The organism is Streptomyces sp. NPDC046862 (assembly GCF_040704615.1).
Lineage (GTDB): Bacteria > Actinomycetota > Actinomycetes > Streptomycetales > Streptomycetaceae > Streptomyces.
Genome location: NZ_JBEYXP010000005.1, coordinates 169,485 through 188,362, shown reverse-complemented (window position 1 = coordinate 188,362; position 18,878 = coordinate 169,485). Strand labels below are relative to the sequence as shown.

The 18,878-nt window shown below is 70.9% G+C and carries 17 protein-coding genes; 8 read left to right on the top strand and 9 right to left on the bottom strand.

Annotation, left to right across the window (positions count from 1 at the left end):
• Positions 1 to 8: 8 nt before the first annotated feature.
• Both AB0959_RS07670 and AB0959_RS07665 read right to left on the bottom strand, forming a co-directional pair.
• The gene (locus tag AB0959_RS07670; RefSeq protein WP_366825386.1) at positions 9 to 794 is read right to left on the bottom strand and encodes a metal ABC transporter ATP-binding protein; all 786 of its coding nucleotides are present in this window, start codon (positions 792 to 794) and stop codon (positions 9 to 11) included.
• A gap of 19 nt (positions 795 to 813) precedes the next feature.
• Positions 814 to 1,785, bottom strand: coding sequence for a metal ABC transporter substrate-binding protein (locus AB0959_RS07665; RefSeq protein WP_366825385.1), 972 nt, complete (start codon positions 1,783 to 1,785; stop codon positions 814 to 816).
• A gap of 228 nt (positions 1,786 to 2,013) precedes the next feature.
• Here AB0959_RS07665 and AB0959_RS07660 point away from each other — a divergent pair, with 228 nt between their 5' ends.
• Positions 2,014 to 3,396: a glycine--tRNA ligase gene (locus tag AB0959_RS07660; RefSeq protein WP_366825384.1), complete on the top strand. Its 1,383-nt coding sequence runs from the start codon at positions 2,014 to 2,016 to the stop codon at positions 3,394 to 3,396.
• Between the two features lie 171 nt (positions 3,397 to 3,567).
• Here the strand turns inward: AB0959_RS07660 and AB0959_RS07655 are convergent, their stop codons facing one another.
• On the bottom strand, positions 3,568 to 4,692 hold the full coding sequence (locus AB0959_RS07655) for an endonuclease/exonuclease/phosphatase family protein (protein ID WP_366825383.1): 1,125 nt from the start codon (positions 4,690 to 4,692) through the stop codon (positions 3,568 to 3,570).
• 276 nt (positions 4,693 to 4,968) lie between these two features.
• Between AB0959_RS07655 and AB0959_RS07650 the strand changes: the two genes are divergently transcribed.
• Both AB0959_RS07650 and AB0959_RS07645 read left to right on the top strand, forming a co-directional pair.
• Complete coding sequence (locus tag AB0959_RS07650) at positions 4,969 to 5,973, top strand: aldo/keto reductase (RefSeq protein WP_366825382.1); 1,005 nt, start codon at positions 4,969 to 4,971, stop codon at positions 5,971 to 5,973.
• A 26-nt stretch (positions 5,974 to 5,999) separates the two neighbouring features.
• Complete coding sequence (locus AB0959_RS07645; RefSeq protein ID WP_366825381.1) at positions 6,000 to 6,587, top strand: TetR family transcriptional regulator; 588 nt, start codon at positions 6,000 to 6,002, stop codon at positions 6,585 to 6,587.
• 54 nt (positions 6,588 to 6,641) lie between these two features.
• Here the strand turns inward: AB0959_RS07645 and AB0959_RS07640 are convergent, their stop codons facing one another.
• On the bottom strand, positions 6,642 to 7,100 hold the full coding sequence (locus AB0959_RS07640) for a VOC family protein (protein WP_366825380.1): 459 nt from the start codon (positions 7,098 to 7,100) through the stop codon (positions 6,642 to 6,644).
• Positions 7,101 to 7,165: 65 nt separating this feature from the next.
• Between AB0959_RS07640 and AB0959_RS07635 the strand changes: the two genes are divergently transcribed.
• The gene (locus AB0959_RS07635; protein WP_366825493.1) at positions 7,166 to 7,864 is read left to right on the top strand and encodes an ABATE domain-containing protein; all 699 of its coding nucleotides are present in this window, start codon (positions 7,166 to 7,168) and stop codon (positions 7,862 to 7,864) included.
• A gap of 5 nt (positions 7,865 to 7,869) precedes the next feature.
• Positions 7,870 to 8,277, top strand: a complete 408-nt coding sequence (locus AB0959_RS07630; protein WP_366825379.1) for an SRPBCC domain-containing protein — start codon at positions 7,870 to 7,872, stop codon at positions 8,275 to 8,277.
• Position 8,278: 1 nt separating this feature from the next.
• Here AB0959_RS07630 and AB0959_RS07625 read toward each other — a convergent pair whose 3' ends face one another.
• The gene (locus AB0959_RS07625; RefSeq protein WP_152775406.1) at positions 8,279 to 8,485 is read right to left on the bottom strand and encodes a hypothetical protein; all 207 of its coding nucleotides are present in this window, start codon (positions 8,483 to 8,485) and stop codon (positions 8,279 to 8,281) included.
• Positions 8,486 to 8,635: 150 nt separating this feature from the next.
• Positions 8,636 to 10,090, bottom strand: a complete 1,455-nt coding sequence (locus tag AB0959_RS07620; protein WP_366825378.1) for an MFS transporter — start codon at positions 10,088 to 10,090, stop codon at positions 8,636 to 8,638.
• Positions 10,091 to 10,200: 110 nt separating this feature from the next.
• Between AB0959_RS07620 and AB0959_RS07615 the strand changes: the two genes are divergently transcribed.
• Together AB0959_RS07615 and AB0959_RS07610 are read left to right on the top strand one after the other, a co-directional pair.
• Complete coding sequence (locus AB0959_RS07615; RefSeq protein WP_366825492.1) at positions 10,201 to 11,127, top strand: helix-turn-helix transcriptional regulator; 927 nt, start codon at positions 10,201 to 10,203, stop codon at positions 11,125 to 11,127.
• 225 nt (positions 11,128 to 11,352) lie between these two features.
• Positions 11,353 to 14,523 carry a tetratricopeptide repeat protein gene (locus AB0959_RS07610; RefSeq protein WP_366825377.1) on the top strand — a complete coding sequence of 1,057 codons (3,171 nt, stop codon included), beginning with the start codon at positions 11,353 to 11,355 and terminating at the stop codon, positions 14,521 to 14,523.
• 35 nt (positions 14,524 to 14,558) lie between these two features.
• Here the strand turns inward: AB0959_RS07610 and AB0959_RS07605 are convergent, their stop codons facing one another.
• A complete protein-coding gene (locus AB0959_RS07605) occupies positions 14,559 to 16,004 on the bottom strand; it encodes an MFS transporter (RefSeq protein ID WP_366825376.1) in 1,446 nt (481 codons plus the stop codon).
• Between the two features lie 80 nt (positions 16,005 to 16,084).
• Between AB0959_RS07605 and dusB the strand changes: the two genes are divergently transcribed.
• Entirely contained in the window at positions 16,085 to 17,263 is a 1,179-nt protein-coding gene (gene dusB / locus AB0959_RS07600) for a tRNA dihydrouridine synthase DusB (protein ID WP_366825375.1), read from the top strand.
• On the opposite strand, the gene AB0959_RS07595 is transcribed toward dusB, so the two are convergent.
• Both AB0959_RS07595 and AB0959_RS07590 read right to left on the bottom strand, forming a co-directional pair.
• The gene (locus tag AB0959_RS07595) at positions 17,252 to 17,839 is read right to left on the bottom strand and encodes a DUF1097 domain-containing protein (RefSeq protein WP_366825374.1); all 588 of its coding nucleotides are present in this window, start codon (positions 17,837 to 17,839) and stop codon (positions 17,252 to 17,254) included. The two genes, dusB and AB0959_RS07595, sit on opposite strands and share 12 nt — an antisense overlap.
• 2 nt (positions 17,840 to 17,841) lie before the next feature.
• The gene (locus AB0959_RS07590; RefSeq protein ID WP_366825373.1) at positions 17,842 to 18,876 is read right to left on the bottom strand and encodes an alpha/beta fold hydrolase; all 1,035 of its coding nucleotides are present in this window, start codon (positions 18,874 to 18,876) and stop codon (positions 17,842 to 17,844) included.
• Positions 18,877 to 18,878 lie beyond the last annotated feature (2 nt).

Sequence of the window (18,878 nt, the reverse complement as noted above, 5' to 3'; positions counted from 1 at the left end):
GTGCCTTCTCAGCTCAGCAGGCCCGTACGGACCGGTTCCGCGCCCGGAGCCGCGTGCGGGTGGACGTGGTCGTGGCCGGGCAGCGCGTGCTGGCCGACCGCCTTGGGAGGCGGGCCGTCGTGGAGCACGCAGCCGTCGCGCAGGACGACCGCGCGGTCGATCAGCGGCTCCAGGGGCCCGAGTTCGTGCAGGACCAACAGGACGGTCGTGCCCTTGGCCACCTGCTCGCGCAGGGTTTCGGCCAGTACCTCCTGGCTGGCGAGGTCGACGCCCGCCATGGGCTCGTCCATGATCAGCAACTCGGGTTCGCAGGCGAGGGCGCGGGCGATCAGGACGCGCTGGTGCTGGCCCCCGGACAGGGCGTTCACGGAGTCCTTCGCCCGGTCCGCCATGCCGACCAGCGCGAGGGCGCGGCGTATCGCCTCGTGGTCGGCCTTGCGCAGGACGCCGAAGCGGGTCCGTGACAGCCGGCCCGAGGCGACCACCTCGGTCACCGTCGCCGGGACGCCGCCCGCGGCCGTGGTGCGCTGCGGCACGTATCCGACCCGCTTCCAGTCGGAGAAGCGGGCGCGCGGGGTCCCGAAGATCTCGATCTCGCCCGCGCTCGCGGGCACCTGACCGATGACACTGCGGATGGCCGTCGACTTGCCGGAGCCGTTGGCGCCGAGCAGGGCGACGACCTCCCCGCGGCGCACGGTGAGGTCGATGCCGCGCAGGACGGTGCGCGAGCCCAGCTCGGCACGGACGCCGCGCAGGGATATGACGGCCTCGGTGGTTGCGGGCTCGTCGCTCATGCCTGTGTCCTCCACAGGGTCACTTGGCGCCCAGTGCTGTCTGCAGCGCCTTGAGGTTGGCTTCCTGGACCGAGAAGTAGTCCTTGCCCCGGGACCTGGACGTGATGCCCTCGATGGGGTCGAGCACGTCCGTCTTCAGGTTCGCGTCCTGGGCGATGGTCTTCGCGGTCTTGTCGCTGACGAGGGTCTCGTAGAAGACGGTGGAGACGCCGTCGGCCTTCGCCATCTTCTCAAGCTCGCGCACGCGGGCCCCGCTCGGCTCCGACTCCGGGTCGAGGCCGGAGATGGCCTCCTCGGTCAGGCCGTAGCGCTCGGCGAGGTAGCCGAAGGCCGCGTGGGTGGTGATGAAGACCTTGGTCCTCGTGTCCTTGAGCCCGCTCCTGAACTGGTCGTCGAGCGCGCCCAGCTTCATGACGAGTTCCTCGGTGTTCGTCTTGTAGGTGTCCGCGTGGTCCGGGTCCGCCTTCTCGAAGGCGGCGCCGACGCCCTTGGCGACCTCGGCGTACCGAACCGGGTCGAGCCAGATGTGGGGGTCCTTGCCGCCCGCCTCGTCGCCGTGGGCGTCGTCGTGCTCGGCGGCGTGGCCACCGACCTCGTTGCCGTGTTCCTCCAGGGAGGTCAGCGTCGCGGCGTCGATCTTCGTCTTGAGCTCGGACTGGGCGACCGCGTCGTCGACGGAGGGCTGGAGGCCCTTGAGGTAGAGGACCGCGTCCGACTCCTGCAGCTGCGCGGTCTGCTTGGCGCTGATCTCCAGGTCGTGCGGCTCCTGGCCGGGTTCGGTAAGACTGGTGACGTGCACGTACTTCCCGCCGATCTGCTCGGCGAGGTAGGCCATCGGGTAGAACGACGCCACGACGTCGAACTTGTCCGTGTTGCCGGTGGCCGCGGACGAGTCCGAGCATGCCGTGAGGGTTCCGAGGCCGAGGACGGTGGCCGCCGCGACCGCGGTCCCGGATATGAGGTGTCGCCGGTGTCGTCGTACTACGTTCATGAGAGTCATTTTCAGCAAAGATGGAAATGATTGTCAACAAGTCCTCGGTGAGACCCGGGGTAAGGCTGGAGTAAGGGGAGGGTGACTGTTTTGTGGTACCTCCTGACCGAACCGATTTGATTGGAGGGGATCCCCCGCCGGTAACCTGAGGCATTCGCTCTGAGGCGCATCGCTTCCCTCCAGGGGCGCATCCGCTTCGTCGCCCGTCGTCGTAATGAAGAGAGCACCGTGGCCGCCGACAAGATCGACACCATCGTCAGCCTGAGCAAGCGCCGTGGCTTCGTATTCCCGTGCAGCGAGATCTACGGTGGTCAGCGCGCCGCCTGGGACTACGGACCGCTGGGTGTCGAGTTCAAGGAGAACATCAAGCGTCAGTGGTGGCGCTACATGGTGACCTCGCGCGAGGACGTCGTCGGTATCGACTCGTCCGTGATCCTCGCGCCCGAGGTCTGGGTCGCCTCCGGTCACGTCGCCACCTTCTCGGACCCGCTGACCGAGTGCACCGCCTGTCACAAGCGGTTCCGCGCGGACCACCTGGAAGAGGCGTACGAGGAGAAGAAGGGCCGCGCCCCCGAGAACGGCCTGGCCGACATCAACTGCCCGAACTGCGGCAACAAGGGCCAGTTCACCGAGCCCAAGCAGTTCTCCGGCCTGCTCTCCACCCACCTCGGCCCGACCCAGGACTCCGGCTCCGTCGCCTACCTGCGCCCGGAGACCGCCCAGGGCATCTTCACCAACTTCGGTCAGGTGCAGACCACCTCGCGCCGCAAGCCGCCGTTCGGCATCGCGCAGATGGGCAAGTCCTTCCGCAACGAGATCACGCCGGGCAACTTCATCTTCCGCACCCGCGAGTTCGAGCAGATGGAGATGGAGTTCTTCGTCAAGCCGGGCGAGGACGAGAAGTGGCAGGAGTACTGGATGCAGGAGCGGTGGAACTGGTACACCGGCCTGGGTCTGCGTGAAGAGAACATGCGGTGGTTCGAGCACCCGCAGGAGAAGCTCTCCCACTACTCCAAGCGCACCGCCGACATCGAGTACCGCTTCAGCTTCGGCGGCTCGGAGTGGGGCGAGCTGGAGGGCGTCGCCAACCGCACCGACTACGACCTCGGCGCCCACTCCAAGGCCTCCGGCCAGGACCTGTCGTACTTCGACCAGGAGGCCGGCGAGCGCTGGACCCCGTACGTGATCGAGCCGGCGGCGGGTGTCGGTCGCACCCTGCTGGCCTTCCTGCTCGACGCGTACATCGAGGACGAGGCGCCCAACGCCAAGGGCAAGATGGAGAAGCGCACGGTGCTGCGCCTCGACCCGCGCCTGGCTCCCGTCAAGGTCGCCGTGCTGCCGCTGTCGAGGAACCCGGAGCTCTCCCCGAAGGCCAAGGGGCTCGCCCAGGCGCTGCGTCAGCACTGGAACATCGAGTTCGACGACGCCGGTGCGATCGGGCGCCGGTACCGGCGTCAGGACGAGATCGGTACGCCGTTCTGTGTGACGGTGGACTTCGACACGCTGGACGACAACGCCGTTACTGTTCGTGAGCGGGACTCGATGAAGCAGGAGCGGGTGTCGCTGGACCAGATCGAGGGGTACCTGGGGAGCCGGCTGATCGGCTGCTAGGTGCGTTCCGGCCTGGCCGTGTGAGCGTCTGCCTGGCTGGGGTTGTCGTACGGCTGCGGGTTCGTCGTGGCTGGTCGCGCCCGCGCGGCGGAGCCGCAGATTGACACAGCCCCGCGCCCCTGAAGACGCGCAGTCCCCCGCGCCCCTCTCGGGGCGCGGGGAACTGTTGCTTTACAGGTCCAGGTCCGCGTAGAGCGCCGCGTGGTCGGAGGCTGCGTTGACCTTTGAGTTCACCTCGTCGAAGTGCTTGATCTCCGGGGGCGGGGTCCAGAAGATTCCGCGTGTCTCGAGGCCCACGTGCTGCACCCGGTGCCACAACGGCGGCGGGAACAGCAGGTAGTCGATCTTGTGCTCCGCCTTGTCGCACGGGGCGTAGGTGCCGGGAACTCCCCGGTAGGCGGGGTGACTCATCGCGTCGCGCAGGCCGGTGTCCAGCAGCAGCGCGATCGGCTCGCTCTCCGGGTGGTCGTTGAGGTCTCCGGCGACCATGACGTACGGGGTGCGCTCACGGGCGGCCTCGTAGATCTCCGCGACCCGCTTGGCCTGGGCCAGGCGCAGCACCGGGTCGTCGTTGCTCTTGCTCTTCAGGTGGTTGCCGAGGAGCACCAAGGGCGTGCCGTTGAGTTGGATCTCGAACTCGGGGCAGTCGCGGCTGAACAGGTGCTCGCCGGGACGTTCCGGATCCGGGTCGAAGATGTGGGGCCGTACGGACGTGATCGGGTGACGGCTGAGGATCCCGACGTCGATGCCGCGGCTGTCGTTGCCGTCGATCAGCATGCTGTACGGGTACGGCCGCCTCCCGAGCGCTCCCTGAAGGATCTGCTTGTTGAAGCGGTCCAGCGTGAGCCTGTCCTCGACCTCCACCAGGAGCAGGATGTCGGCGTCGACCTCGTCGATCACCCGGCCGGTGTTCTCCACCGCGGCCGAGTCGAGGTCCTCCCGCACGAGTTCGGCCCAACCGGCCCAGTCCCCACGGCCCTTGGCGAGGATCCTGATGTCGAAGTCGTCGTCCCCCGGCTGGCCCTGCTTCTTGAAGAGCTTGCCGCCGTCGAGGCGGGTCTGGTTGATGTAGATCGGCGGAGGGTCGTCGCGGTCCAGGTCGTAGGCCTTGTGCTTCTTGATGAGCGCGGAGATCCGTGCCTTGTCCCTCGGCTCGTAGGTCGTCAGGTTCAGCAGGGAGACCAACGTGCTGAAGTCCTCGACGACTTCGTTCCGCTGTGTCGCGTCCGGGAGGCCGAAGGCCTTGGGGCGGCGGAAGAGGTTCTCGGCGTTGAAGGTTGCGATACGGACTGTCATGGCGCGTCTCCTCGGGCGGCGCAGAGGTACCGCGCGGCCGGCGGCAGGCGCCGCCGGGGAGACTGCTCGCCGACAACTCCCATTCTCCGGGTGGTGATCATGGGTGTCCAACGGAGTCGGTTCCGGGGCGTCGGCGGCTGCTGACGCGTGCCAGGTGACAGCTGACAGCTGACAGATATTGAAATCTGTCAGCTGTCATGTCAGGCTGGATGTACGTCATCCGTGGGGTCCTCGCATGCCGCGGCCCCACGGCTCACGGGAACCCAAGGAGCTCTCATGCAAACCCGCCCCCTCGGTACCACCGGCCCCCAGGTCTCCGCTCTCGGCCTCGGCTGCATGGGCATGTCCGCGCTGTACGGCCACGCGGACCGGACCGAGTCCATCGCGACGATCCACGCCGCGCTCGAAGCGGGCGTGACCCTGCTCGACACGGGCGACTTCTACGGCATGGGCCACAACGAGATGCTGATCGGCGAGGCCCTGCGCTCCGCCCCCGCGGCGCGCCGCGAACAGGCGCTCACCAGCGTCAAGTTCGGGGCCCTGCGCGGTCCGGACGGGGCGTGGGCCGGATACGACGGCCGGCCTGCCGCGGTCAAGAACTTCGCCTCCTACTCGCTCCAGCGCCTCGGCGTGGACCACATCGACGTCTACCGGATCGCCCGGGTCGACCCCGACGTGCCGATCGAGGAGACGGTCGGCGCGATCGCGGAGCTGGTGGAGAAGGGATACGTACGGCACATCGGGCTCAGCGAGGCCGGCGCGGAGACGATCCGGCGCGCCGCCGCCACGGCCCCGATCGTGGACCTCCAGATCGAGTACTCGCTCATCTCGCGCGGCATCGAGGACAGGATCCTGCCCACGACGCGAGAGCTGGGCATCGGCATCACGGCGTACGGGGTGCTGTCCCGCGGTCTGATCTCCGGGCACTACACCCAGGACCGGCAGCTCGCCGCCCACGACTTCCGGGCGCACTCACCCCGCTTCCAGGGCGAGAACCTCCAGCACAACCTCACCCTCGTCGAGGCGCTGCGGAAGATCGCCGAGCAGAAGGGCGTGAGCGTCGCCCAGATCGCGATCGCTTGGGTGCTGTCGCGGGGCAACGACATCGTGCCGCTGGTCGGCGCCCGCAGCCGCGACCGGCTGACCGAGGCGCTGGGTGCCCTGGACGTCACCCTGGACGAGGCCGACCTGGCGGCCGTCGAGGACGCCGTGCCGGCCGGTGCCGCCGCGGGCGACCGCTATGCGGCGGCTCAGATGGCACACCTCGACAGCGAGCGCTGATCGCCCCTTTGGGTACGGTCTCCCTCATGGCCCCGACCTCGCAGATCCTGACCGCCGAGCGCATCCTCGAAGCGACCGAGGAGGTGCTGCGCCGCCACGGCCCCGCCAAGGCGACCGTGGTGGACGTGGCGCGCGCGCTCGGGGTCAGCCACGGCAGTGTCTACCGGCACTTCCGTACGAAGGCGGCGCTGCGGGAGGCAGTGACGAAGCGGTGGCTGGACCGCACGTCCGAGTCCCTCTTGGGCATAGTCGCCGAGGACCGGGACCCCGAGGCGCGGCTGCGCGACTGGTTCTCGGCCCTGTTCGCGGCCAAGCGCCGCAAGGCGGGCGACGACCCCGAGCTCTTCGCCACGTACATGGCGCTGACCGGCGAGAACGGCGACGCCGTCGGCGAGCACCTCGCCGACCTGATCGGCCAGCTGAGGCGGATCGTCGAGGCGGGCGTCGACGCCGGCGCCTTCACCGCCGACGACCCGGAGGCCACCGCCCGCGCCCTCTTCCACGCCTCGCGCCGCTTCCACGACCCGCGCTACGCCCCCGAGTGGGAACAGCCCGGCGTCGAGGGCGACTTCCGCGCCGTGGTGGACCTGCTGCTGCGGGGCCTCAGGGCCTGACGGGGCCCAGACGAGGCCTGTGAACCCGGCGCCCTGACGCCCGGCGCCCCGGCGTCACGCCACGCAGAACTCGTTGCCCTCGGGGTCCCGCATCACCCACCAGTGGCCCGCCGGTCCCTTGTTCACTTCGTTCACACGGGCCGCGCCCAGGGATTCCAGGTGGGAGACCAGCTCGTCGAGGCCGCCCGGTTCGGAGTGGACGTCGATGTGGAGGCGGTTCTTCACCGTCTTCGACTCCGGGACGTCCTGGAACAGCAGGCGACGGCCCTTGCCGATGCCGGTGAACGGGTCGTACGGGTCCTCGGGATGGCGTACGGCGGCGTAGCCCCGGAAGACGCGGTGGCCGGCGTGCTCGGCGACCGCCGCCTCGGGGAGGTCGCCCGTCGACAGGAGGTGGTCGATGAGCGCGGTCGGGTCCTCCACCTCGTACCGCAGCGCCGAGGCCCAGAAGTCCGCCAGGGTCTGGGCGTCCCGGGTGTCGATGACCAGTTTCCAGTTCAGAGCAGCTCTCATGTAACTGGTTATATTGGTTACACGGGTCGGTCGTCCACAGAACGGGGGTGTCGCGCGTGTCCGGGATGGTGCTGCGGTCCCACTCCGGGGCCTCGTACCGGTTCGACCCCGGTGCCCTCTGCCTCGAACTGCTCGTCACCGGAGGGCCCGGGGCCTTCCGCAGGTTCGAAGTGCTCCACGAGCCCGCGGATCTGGTCACCTGGGCCGGGCGGTCGCGGCTCACGCCGACGCCCGCACTCGATGTCACGGAGCAGGACGTGGGGTACGCCCGCCGGGTCCGGGACGCGCTGTTCCGTGTCGCCGTCGCGCGTGTCTGCGGTGGGCTGCCCGAGTTCGGGGTGGCGGGCGGAGGCCGTGAGGATCTCGACGTCATCAACGAGGCCGCCGCGCATCCGCCGCTGGTCCCCGCGATCGGGGGCCACGGAGACGGAGAGGGAGGCGGAGATGGCGGCGGTGATCGGCGCGAGTGGGCGGGAGTGGCGAGCGGGGCCCAGCTCCTCTCCACGGTCGCCCGCGATGCCGTCGAGCTGTTGACCGGGCCGTACGCCGGGCGCGTCCGGATGTGCTCCGGCGAGCGCTGTTACCTCGTCTACGTCGACACCTCCCGGCCCGGCCGGCGCCGCTGGTGCTCCATGGAGCACTGCGGCAACCTCCACAAGGTCCGGGCCCTGCGCGCCCGTAGGAGCGGGGACGAGCCCGGGCCTCCGGAAGAGCTCCGCGGAGAGCTCCAGGAAAAACACCGGAAAGAACTCCAGGAAGGGTGATCGTCATGCCCACCGGACTCACCAGGGACGCCGGATGGCAGATCGGTGTCTCCCGAACCCTTCCTCAACCCCTGCCCGCCGTATGGGAGTTCATCAGCGGGACAGAGGGACTGGCACTGTGGCTCGGGCCCGGCGCCGAGCTCGCGCCCGAGGCCGGCAGCCCGTACGAGACCGACGCCGGCGTGGGCGGCGAGGTGCGCGGCTACCGGCCCGGCGACCGCATCCGCGTCACGTACGGCCCCACCACCGTCCAGGTCGCCCTCACCGCCGCCGCCGGAGACCGGACCGTGCTCCGCTTCCACCAGGAGCGGATGGCGAGCGCCGAGGAGCGCGAGCGTCAACGGGCCCACTGGCAGCGGGTGATGGAGCGGGTCGCCGCCGCGCTCGACGAGCGGTACGGCGCGCTCCGCTGACTCACTCCGACTTCGGGTCCACCGTCGCCTGGTGCTCCTCGGCGAGGTGCTCCTCCGCCTTCAGCCACGGCAGGAACTGGGCGCCCTTCCGCCAGCCGCACGTGTCGCATTTGATCGTGCGCTGTACGCCCGCGCGTTCGACGCGGACGGTGTGTTCGCGCCCGTGCTGGTCCCAGCGGGTCACCTTGCTCGTGTTGATCTCCAGCATGACGCCTCCTGGCGACGCTCGGTACTCCAGGGGTGGTTGAGCGTTCTGTTTGCTTGTGCCGCAAGGAGTGTGCAGCAAGACCAACATCAACGGGAGGTCTCCCGGCGGTGAGTTCGAACTCAGTGCTGCTTGTGGTGGGGGTTCAGGGGGCTAGCTGATGGTCCTCGGCAGCCGCAGGCTCAGGGCCACCGTCAGGGCGATGCCGGCCAGTTGGACCAGGAGGGTCGTCACCAGGGCGTTGCCCATGCCCATTCCCGGGATCAGGGAGAGGAAGAGCGTGCCCAGGGTGGCCACGCCCAGGGCGAGGGCCGACTGCTGGGTGGTGACCATGACGCCGCTGCCGACGCCGGCCCGTGTCGGCGGGACCTCGGAGAGGATGAGCCGGAGGACGATGGGGAGTTGGAGGGCCTGGCCGGCGCCCGCGATCGTCATGCCGGGCAGGAGCGGCAGCCAGGTCAGGTCGGGCCAGGTGCGCCACGCGGCGAACGCCATCAGCGCCACGCCCACCGCCTGGATCAGCCCGCCCACGGTCACCACGCGGGTGCCGTACCGGGAGACCAGCCGCGGACCCGCCAGCGAGACGAGGAAGAACGACACCGCCATGGGGGAGAGGGTGAGACCGGCCTCGACGGGCCCCAGCCGCGCACCCTGCTGCAGCGCCACCGCGATCACGAACATGAAGCCGCTGAAGCCGATCGAGAACGGCACGATCATGATCAGGCCCCGGCGCAGGGAGGTGAGGGCGAAGAGGCTCGGCGGTACGAGGGGGGTGCGGCCCAGGCGGTCCTCCCGGCGCTCGACCAGGTAGAAGGCGAGGGCCGCGAACGGGAAGGCGGCCAGCGCCAGCCAGGTCCACAGCGGCCAGCCCGCCGCCCGCCCCTCGGTGAGCGGCGCGAGCAGGGTCAGCAGGGACACGGCCAGCAGGACCGTGCCGGGGCCGTCCACGGGCTCCGGGCGCGACGAGCGGGTCTCGGGTACGGCACGCGCGGCCAGGACCAGGCCGACCACGACGACGGGCACGTTCACCAGGAACACCGACCGCCAGCCGGTGCCCGCGATGTCGGCCGCCACCAGGACGCCGCCGAGGATCTGCCCGGCCACCATGGAGAGCCCGGCCGTCGCGCCGTACAGGCTCATCGCGCGAGCCCGCTGCGGGCCGGAGGTCGTCGCCTGGATGGTGGCGAGCACCTGCGGCAGCATCGCGGCCGCCGCCGCGCCCTGCGCGACCCGTGCCGCCACCAGCGACCATGCGTCCGGGGCGAGCCCGCACGCCAGTGAGGTCAGCCCGAAGGCGGCCATGCCCCACAGGAAGAGCCGGCGCCGGCCGAAGAGGTCGCCGAGACGGCCGCCGAGCACCAGCAGGACGGCGTACGCGAGTCCGTACCCGGCGACGACGAGTTCCAGGACCGTCTCGCTCGCGGCGAGGTCGTGGCCGATCGTCGGCAGGGCCACGTTGACGATGAAGAAGTCGATGAGCGGGAGTGCCGCGCCCAGCAGGACCGTGAAGAGCCCGAGGCCGCTGAGCACGGACGGCGAGGCGGTCGGAGCGGTCGGGGCGGTCGGGGCGCGGACGGGTGTGGTGGTGATGGATTTCGTATCGGTCACGTAGAGCAGGTTCGTACACCTCTGAGCCTGGTACCAGAGTCTCCTTATCCTGGTAGAAGGAGTACCTGGCAACAGGTTCCGCACGGCGGCACGCTGGAGGCATGACGACCATGGCGGTACGGGTGACAGAGGCACAACCCCAGTGGGGGGAGGAGCCGGCGACGGCGCGGCCGCGTGCGGCACAGGAGTCGGCGTTCCGCCGCCACGAACTCGCCGCGTTCCTGCGCCACCGCCGCGAGCACGTCACGCCCGAGCAGGTCGGTCTGCCGCGCGGGCGCCGTCGTCGTACACCCGGACTGCGCCGCGAGGAGGTCGCGCAGCTCTCCGCGGTGGGCGTCACCTGGTACACCTGGCTCGAACAGGCCCGGGACATCCAGGTCTCCGTGCAGGTCCTCGACGCCCTCGCCCGCACCCTGCTCCTCGACTCCATCGAGCGTGAGCACCTGTTCAACCTGGCCGGGGCCGTCGACCCCTCGCCGGGCAGGAACTGCTCGTCGGTCACCCCGGCACAGCGGGCGATCCTCGAACAGCTGGAGCCGTTCCCGGCCTGCCTGCAGAACAGCCGGTACGACATCCTCGCGTACAACCGCACGTACGGCCTGCTGCTCTGCGACCTCGCCACGGTGCCGCCCGAGGACCTGAACTGCATCGTCCTCGCCTACACCCACGAGGAGTGGCGCTCGTCGATCGTGCACCTGGAGGAGACCACCCGGCTCATGGCCGCCAAGCTGCGCGCCGCCATGGCCGGCAACCTCGCCGACCCCGCGTGGAAGACGCTGTTGAAGCGGCTGCGGACGGAGTCCGCCGAGTTCCGCGAGGCCTGGGACCGCCACGAGGTCGTGGGTGCCCACAGCAAGCGCAAGCAGTTCGTGAACGCCCACGTCGGCCCGCTCACCCTGGACCACACCGACCTCTGGCTCAGCCCGCACAACGGACCGCGGTTGGTGACGTACGCCCCGGCCGACGCGGAGTCGCGCGAGCGGCTGGAGAAGCTGCACACGATCGTGCTGGATCGGGAGACGGCGGCGGCTGTCTGATCCGCGCATCGGACAGCTCTCCGCGCATCGGGAAGAAATCGGGTGAAGAAAACTGTGGCATGAGCACATCCGCCGTGGGCGCCATCGGCGAATGGAAGTGGCGGCTGTGGGGACCGACCGGTGTCCGGCCAGGGCCGGAATGCGCCTTCCGCATGTGTCGTCGACCGAGGTAAAGAAAGGGCAATCGGTGGGGGAAATGTGAAAAACGGCGGACCAGGGGGCCTCATGCGCATCCACGTACTCGGGCCGGTCGACGTCCGGCGCGACGGTGTACGCCTCGACCTCGGCTCACCCCAGCGCCGTGCGGTCCTGGCCCTGCTGGCCGTGGCCCGCGGACAGCGACTGCCGTTCTCCGGGCTCGCGGACGCCCTGTGGGGCGAGCGGCCCCCGGCGAGCGCGGCGAACGTCATCCAGACGCACATCAAGCACCTGCGCCGCCTGTTGGAGCCCAGCAGGCCGCCCCGCGCCCCGAGCGCGGTGCTGCCCCGGCTCGGTGACGGGTACGCGCTGCGCGTCCCGTACGACGCCATCGACCTGCTGCGCTTCCGCGACCTGGTCGCCTCGGCGGAGACCGCGCGGCGGGGCGGCGACCAGGAGCGGGCCACGGCACTGCTCGCCGACGCGCTCGCCCTGTGGCAGCAACCACCGCTCGCCGACCTGCCGTTCCTCGCCGCGCACCCGACGGTGGTCGCCCTGGCGGGGGAGCGCCGCGGCACGGTCGCCCAGTACGGCGACGTCATGCTCGCGGCGGGCAGGGGCGCCGACGTCCTGCCCGTCCTGGAGGAGGCCGCGGTGGCCCAGCCGCTGGACGAGGACGCCCAGGCCCGGCTCATCCGGGCGTACGAGGCCGTCGGGCGCCGGGACCGGGCGGTCGCCGTGTACCGCCGCTGCCGTCGCCGCCTGGCCGACGAACTCGGCGTGGACCCCGGTCCCGAACTGTCCGGCGCCTACGCGGCGTTGCTGCGCGGGCACCCCGTACCCGCCGCGACCACGACCACGACCACGACCGCGACCGCGACCGCGACCGCGACGGCGACCACGACCGCGCCTTCGACTACGTCCGCGTCCGCCGGTGGGCACACCCCTGACCGAAGACCGGACCCCGCTCCCACGGCCGTCCCGCTCCCCGCGCAGTTGCCCGCCGACGTGGCCGACTTCTCGGGCCGGGACGCGGAGCTGGCGGCACTCGACCGGCTGCTGACCGGCACCGAGGTCGGTCCCACGGCCGTGGCCGTCACGGTGGTCTCCGGTACGGCCGGGGTGGGGAAGACCGCGTTGGCCGTCCACTGGGCCCATCGGACGCGCCGCCGGTTCCCCGACGGCCAGCTCTACGTCAACCTCCGCGGCTACGACCCGGACCGGCCCATGCCGCCCGGCGACGCCCTCACCCGGTTCCTCACCGTGCTCGGGGTGCCCGGCGACGCGATCCCGCTCGACGTGGACGAGCGCGCGAGCCGGTTCCGGAGCGAGACGGCGGGCCGCCGGATGCTGGTGGTCCTGGACAACGCCCTGTCCGAGGAACAGGTCCGCCCGCTGCTGCCCGGCTCGTCGTCCTGCGCCGTCGTGGTCACCAGCCGCAACAGCCTGGCCGGCCTCGTGGCGCTGAACGGCGCCCGCCGCGTCACCCTGTCCCCGCTCCCGCTGCCCGAGGCGGTCGCCCTGCTGAGGACGCTCGTCGGCCCGCGCGCCACATCCGAGCCGGCCGCGACCGCCGCCCTCGCCGAGCAGTGCGCACGATTACCGCTGGCGCTGCGCATCGCCGCCGAACTCGCCGGTGCCCGCCCGTCCCTGGCGCTCGCCGAGCTGGTCGCGGAACTGGCCGACCAGCAGCGGCGCCTCGACCTCCTCGACGCGGGCGGCGACCGCCGCGCGGCCGTGGAGGCGGTCTTCTCCTGGTCCTGCCAACGCCTTCCGGCACCGGCCGCCCGCACCTTCCGGCTGCTGAGCCTGCATCCCGGTCCCGATGCCGACGCGTACGCGGTCGCGGCGCTGACATCCGCCCCCGACAGCCACCTCCCGACCGCCCACCCCACCCTCGACGAACCTCTGCGTGACCCCGCGCACGACCTCTTGCCAGATCCCTCGCACGACCCCCTGCGCACCGCCCACCGCACCCTCGACCTCCTGGCCCGCGCCCATCTCCTCCAGCACGTCCGGCCCGGACGGTTCGGCACGCACGACCTGCTGCGGGCCTACGCGGACCGGCTGTCCCGTACGCACGACTCGCAGGCCGAGCGCCAAGCCGCCCTGGTCCGGCTCTTCGACCACTACCTGGGCGCGGCCGCCGCCGCCATGGACGTGCTCTATCCCGCCGAGCGGCATCACAGGCCCGAAGCCACGCCCACGACCGGTGTCCTGCCGGACCTCCGTGACCCCGCGGCGGCGCGGGCCTGGCTCGACGCGGAGCGCCCGACGCTGGCCGCCATCTGCGCGGTCGCCGCGGACCGGGGCAGCCCGGGGCACGCCGTACGGCTCGCCGCGCTGCTGTTCCGCTACCTGGACGCCGGGCACCACACGGAGGCCCTGGAGATCCACCGCAACGCCCTGCGCGCCGCCGCGACGTCCGGTGACCTCGGGGGACAGGCCCACGCCCTGACCAACCTCGGCGTCGTGCACTGGCGGCTCGCCGACGCCGCCTCGGCCGCCGACCACCTCGTACGCGCCCTGGCCCTGCACCGTACGACGGGCGACCGCGCCGGACAGGCCAGGACCCTGTCCAACCTCGGCAACGTCCACTGGCGGCTGGGCAACCTCCGCGAGGCCGCCCGGGATCACCGGCGGGCCCTCGTCCTGTACGGGGAGACCGGCGACCGGGTCGGCCAGGCCCGCACCCTCACCAACCTCGGCAACGTCTGTCTGCGCCTGGGCGAGGAGGAGCAGGCCGCCGCGCACCAGCGGCGGGCCCTCGCCCTGCACGAGCAGACCGGCGACCGGATCGGCCGCGCCCGCACCCTCACCCACCTCGGCAACGCCTGTCTGCGCCTCGGCGAGTACGAGGAGGCGGTCGTCCACCAGCGGCAGGCCCTCGCCCTGTTCCGGCAGCTCGGACACGCCGGCGGCGAGGCGTACGCGTTGTCCGGGCTCGGTGACGTACGGCTGCGGCAGGGCGAGGAGGAGCAGGCCGCCGCCCACCAGCGGCGCGCCCTCGACCTGTTCCGTGAGAACGGCGAACGCTACGGCGAGGCCTCGGCGCTCAACGGCCTCGCCGAGGCACTCCACGCCGGCGGCAGGCATGACGAGGCCCTCGACCACCACACCACCGCCGCGACGGTCGCGGCCGCCACCGGCGAGACCGACCAGCGGATCCGGGCCCACACGGGCGCGGCCCGCGCCCGCGAGGCCCTGGTGGGCGAGCCCGCCGACGCCTCCGGCCTCAGCCCGGTCCCGAGCAGCTAGGACAAGCAGCTAGGACAAACAGCTAGGAGAAGCAGCTAGGAGACGACTCCGGCGGCGTCGCGGACCTCGGCCGCCTGAAGCCGTTCGGCCGTGTGCTCGGCCGTCCGGCGGGCCCACGGGCCCGTCGTGAGCACGCCCAGGACCAGCACCGCGAGGCCGCAGCCCGCGATGATCCACCAGCCGGGCCGGGCGGCCGAGACGAAGGTGTCCCGGTACGACGACGCACTCACGCCCGCCGCCAGCACCGCGCCGATCACCGCGACCCCCAGCGTCTGACCGACCTGCCGGCTGGTGGAGGCCACGGCGGCGGCGACACCCGCCTGGGTGCGGGGCATGCCGGAGACGGCGGTGTTGGTGATGGGGGAGTTGACGAAGCCGAAGCCGATGCCGAACAGCAGGAACCCGAGGAAGAGCGTGGTGTTCGACGTCTCGGCCTCGAAGACGGCGAAGAGCACACCGCTCGCGGTCATCGCGCATCCGGCCACCAGCAGCGGCAGCCGTGGCCCCCGGCTGCCGACCAGCCGACCGGACAGTGGCGCGCAGAGGAAGGTCGGCACCGCCATCGGCAGCATCCACAGCCCCGCGTGCAGGGCGTCCAGACCGCGCACGTTCTGCAGGTACAGCGTCGAGAGGAAGAGGAACCCGCCGAGCGCCGCGAACGCCCCGATGGCTATCACGGTCGCCCCGCTGAACGGTGCCGACCGGAAGAACCGCAGCTCGATGAGGGGTTCGTCCCGGCGCGGCTCGTACCAGAGGACGCCGAGCAGCGCGGCGAGCGCGATGGCCGCGAAGGGGGCGACGTGGGCGAGCCCGGAGTTCGGCGCCTCGATGATCGCGTACGTCAGGGAGCCGAACAGGGCCATCACCAGGACCTGCCCGACCGGGTCGGGGCGGCGGGCCTTCGGGGCGCGGGACTCGGGGACGAAGCGCAGGGTGAGCAGGAGCGCGGCCAGGCCCACGGGGATGTTGAGCCAGAAGATCGCGCGCCAGCCGACCGACTCCACGAGCAGCCCGCCGACCAGCGGACCGGCGGCCATCGATATGCCGACGACGGCGCCCCACACACCGATCGCGCGGGCACGCTCACGCGGGGCGGTGAAGGTGTTGGTGATGATCGACATCGCGACCGGGTTCAGCATCGAGCCGCCCACCGCCTGCACCATCCGGAAGGCGATGAGCGCGTCCAGGTTCGGGGCGAGGGAGCACAGCGCCGAGCCGATGGTGAAGACGACCAGCCCGGCCATGAAGACGCGCTTGCGGCCGACGCGGTCCGCGGTCGCCCCCGAGAGCATCAGGAGCGAGGCGAGGACGAGTGTGTACGCGTCGATCGTCCACTGCAGCCCGGACACGCTCGCGCCCAGATCCCGTTCCATCGACGGCAGCGCGACGTTCAGAACCGTGTTGTCGAGGCTCACGATCAGCAGGCTCATACAGCAGATCGCGAGCACCAGCAGTCGTCGGCGGTGGCTGAGCTCGGGCATGCGTTCCATCGTACGCCAGATTCAATAGTGCGCCTAACTAATGAATGGAGCCGGTGGCCGGAGTGCGTGACAATGGGGGAATGTCCACGCCCACCGTCGCCCCCACGGGTCCCCTCCGGATCGGCCCGCACACCGTCCAGCCCCCCGTCGTGCTCGCCCCCATGGCCGGCATCACGAACGCGCCCTTCCGCACGCTGTGCCGGTCCTTCGCCGGAGGCGACCCAATGGGTACAGCCAGCGCGGGCAAGGGCCTGTACGTCAGCGAGATGATCACGACCCGGGCCTTGGTCGAGCGCAACGATAAAACCATGCAGCTGATCACATTCTCCGCGTCGGAGACCCCGCGCTCGATCCAGCTGTACGGCGTGGACCCGGTGACCGTCGGCAAGGCCGTCCGCATGATCGCGGAGGAGGACCTCGCCGACCACATCGACCTCAACTTCGGCTGCCCGGTGCCGAAGGTGACCCGCAAGGGCGGCGGCTCGGCCCTCCCGTACAAGCGCCACCTCCTCCGCGCGATCCTCCGCGAGGCCGTGTCCGGGGCCGGTGACCTCCCCGTCACCATGAAGATGCGCAAGGGCATCGACGACGACCACATCACCTACCTCGACGCCGGCCGCATCGCCGTCGAGGAGGGTGTGACGTCCATCGCCCTCCACGGCCGCACGGCTGCCCAGCACTACGGCGGCACGGCCGACTGGGACGCCATCGCCCGCCTGAAGGAGCACGTGCCCGAGATCCCAGTCCTCGGAAACGGCGACATCTGGTCGGCGGAGGACGCCCTGCGGATGGTCCGCGAGACGGGCTGCGACGGAGTGGTCGTCGGCCGCGGCTGCCTGGGCCGCCCGTGGCTGTTCGCGGATCTGGTCGCGGCCTTCGAGGGCCGCTCGGACTTCAGGCGCCCCACCCTCCGGGAGGTGGCCGACGTCATGGTCCGCCACGCCACCCTCCTCGGGGAGTGGCTCGGCGACGAGTCCCGCGGCGTCATCGACTTCCGCAAGCACGTCGCCTGGTACCTCAAGGGCTTCGCCGTCGGCTCGGAGATGCGCAAGCGCCTCGCGATCACGTCCTCGCTCGACGCACTGCGCGGCGGCCTGGACGAGCTGGACCTCGACCAGCCCTGGCCGACGGGAGCCGACGGCCCCCGCGGCCGCACCTCCGGCAACAACCGCGTGGTGCTGCCGGACGGCTGGCTCAAGGACCCGTACGACTGCGCGGGCGTGAGCGAGGACGCGGAGCTGGACACGTCAGGAGGGTGAGGGCGTGGGCGGACGGGCCGTCACCTCCTCGGACTCGCGCTGCTGCTCCCGCTCCTGCTCCTGCTCGGGTGCGGCCGTCGGCGCGAACATCAGGCGCAGTCCCAGGACGGCGCACAGCGGTCCGAGGGCGCACATCCCGGCGGCGCTGACGAAGGCGGCGCCCAGATTCCCCGCGTCATAGCCGAACCCGCCGAAGTACGTGGCGAAGGTCGACGCGAAGCCGAAGAACATCCCCGGGATGAGAGCGAACGGCTTCAGCCTGCCGGTCGCCAGCAGGGTGCCGTTGACGAAGAAGATCACCACGCCGAGCGCCAGGGTCCGGGCGAACTCCCCGGTGCCGAACATCGTGCCCGTCTCCCGGTTGAGCAACACGGCCACGACCGCGAATCCGGCGCCTGTGGTGGTGGCGGTGATCATGGAGATGGCGTTGGCGATGCTCGGACCGCCCTGCAGAAACGTTCCGGCCCAGGTGATGAAGATCGCCCAGGTCGGCATGTGGAGCGGGCTCAGGAGCAGGAGGACCGTGGCGAAGGCGACGATCGAGGCGCTGACCTCGTGCGGCAGTCTGCCCTTCACGGCTACGCCAACCCGCCCGGCTTGGCCAGCAGTTCCCTGATACCGGTGTCGATGAACTCGGTGTCCTTGGGGCTGCTGCCGCCGCCGGCGAAGTGGCCCCAGATGCCGGGGATCACGCGCAGTTCGGCGCCCGGGATGTGGCTGACGGCCCAGGCCTCGTCCTCCGGAGGGAAGTAGAGGTCCTTCTCGGCGGGCATGTCGAGCGTGGTCGCCCTGATGGAGCCCAGCGCCGCCTCCGTGTTCCCGTCGAAGCCGGGGGTGAGGCCGACGTCGCCGTTCTGCCACGTCCACAGCATGCTGAGCAGGTTGTTCGGGTCGCGGCCGTCGAGGAAGAAGCCCTCCCAGAAGCCGACCAGGAAGTCCTCCAGGGAGGTGTAGCCGAGCTTCTCGTACTCCTTCTCCCAGTAGAACGCCTGCGAGAAGCCCCATCCCGCGTACACCCGGGCGAGCGCGCGCAGTCCGGTGGTCGGCCACTTGTCCTCGTCGTACCAGCCGCCGTTGTAGACCGCGTCGGCGGTCAGCGCGGCCTTGACGCCCTCGAGGAAGACCTTGTTGTGGAGACTGGTGCGCGGGGAGCCGCAGAAGGGGGCGATCCGCTCGACCATCTCCGGATGGCTGACGGCCCACTGGAAGGTCTGCCCCGCGCCCATCGACCAGCCGGTCACGAGCGCGATCCGCTCGATGCCGAACTCCTCGGTGACCAGCTTGTGCTGGGCCTCGATCTGGTCGTACACCGTGACGCGCGGGAAGCGGGCGCGGTCGTACGGCGGCGGGGTGTTGCTCGGCGACGAGGACAGCCCGTTGCCGAGCATGTTCGGGACGATGACGAAGTACTGCCCCGGGTCCAGGGCCATGCCGGAGCCGATGAGCCACTCGTTGTCCCAGTGCCGGCCGGAATACCAGGTGGGGTAGACGATCACGTTGGACTTGTCGGCGTTGAGTTCGCCGTACGTGGTGTAGGCGAGGTGGGCGCCGCGCAGGGTGGCGCCGTGCTGGGTGGTGAAGTCACCCAGCTGGAAGGTCTGGTGTTCGCGCATGG

Bases quoted from the DNA above. Each gene is read 5' to 3' on its own strand.
- AB0959_RS07670 (WP_366825386.1), bottom strand. From the start codon at position 794: ATGAGCGACGAGCCCGCAACCACCGAGGCCGTCATATCCCTGCGCGGC.
- AB0959_RS07665 (WP_366825385.1), bottom strand. From the start codon at position 1,785: ATGAACGTAGTACGACGACACCGGCGACACCTCATATCCGGGACCGCG.
- AB0959_RS07655 (WP_366825383.1), bottom strand. From the start codon at position 4,692: ATGACAGTCCGTATCGCAACCTTCAACGCCGAGAACCTCTTCCGCCGC.
- AB0959_RS07650 (WP_366825382.1), top strand. From the start codon at position 4,969: ATGCAAACCCGCCCCCTCGGTACCACCGGCCCCCAGGTCTCCGCTCTC.
- AB0959_RS07645 (WP_366825381.1), top strand. From the start codon at position 6,000: ATGGCCCCGACCTCGCAGATCCTGACCGCCGAGCGCATCCTCGAAGCG.
- AB0959_RS07640 (WP_366825380.1), bottom strand. From the start codon at position 7,100: ATGAGAGCTGCTCTGAACTGGAAACTGGTCATCGACACCCGGGACGCC.
- AB0959_RS07635 (WP_366825493.1), top strand. From the start codon at position 7,166: ATGGTGCTGCGGTCCCACTCCGGGGCCTCGTACCGGTTCGACCCCGGT.
- AB0959_RS07630 (WP_366825379.1), top strand. From the start codon at position 7,870: ATGCCCACCGGACTCACCAGGGACGCCGGATGGCAGATCGGTGTCTCC.
- AB0959_RS07625 (WP_152775406.1), bottom strand. From the start codon at position 8,485: ATGCTGGAGATCAACACGAGCAAGGTGACCCGCTGGGACCAGCACGGG.
- AB0959_RS07615 (WP_366825492.1), top strand. From the start codon at position 10,201: ATGGCGGTACGGGTGACAGAGGCACAACCCCAGTGGGGGGAGGAGCCG.
- AB0959_RS07610 (WP_366825377.1), top strand. From the start codon at position 11,353: ATGCGCATCCACGTACTCGGGCCGGTCGACGTCCGGCGCGACGGTGTA.
- AB0959_RS07605 (WP_366825376.1), bottom strand. From the start codon at position 16,004: ATGCCCGAGCTCAGCCACCGCCGACGACTGCTGGTGCTCGCGATCTGC.
- dusB (WP_366825375.1), top strand. From the start codon at position 16,085: ATGTCCACGCCCACCGTCGCCCCCACGGGTCCCCTCCGGATCGGCCCG.
- AB0959_RS07590 (WP_366825373.1), bottom strand. From the start codon at position 18,876: ATGCGCGAACACCAGACCTTCCAGCTGGGTGACTTCACCACCCAGCAC.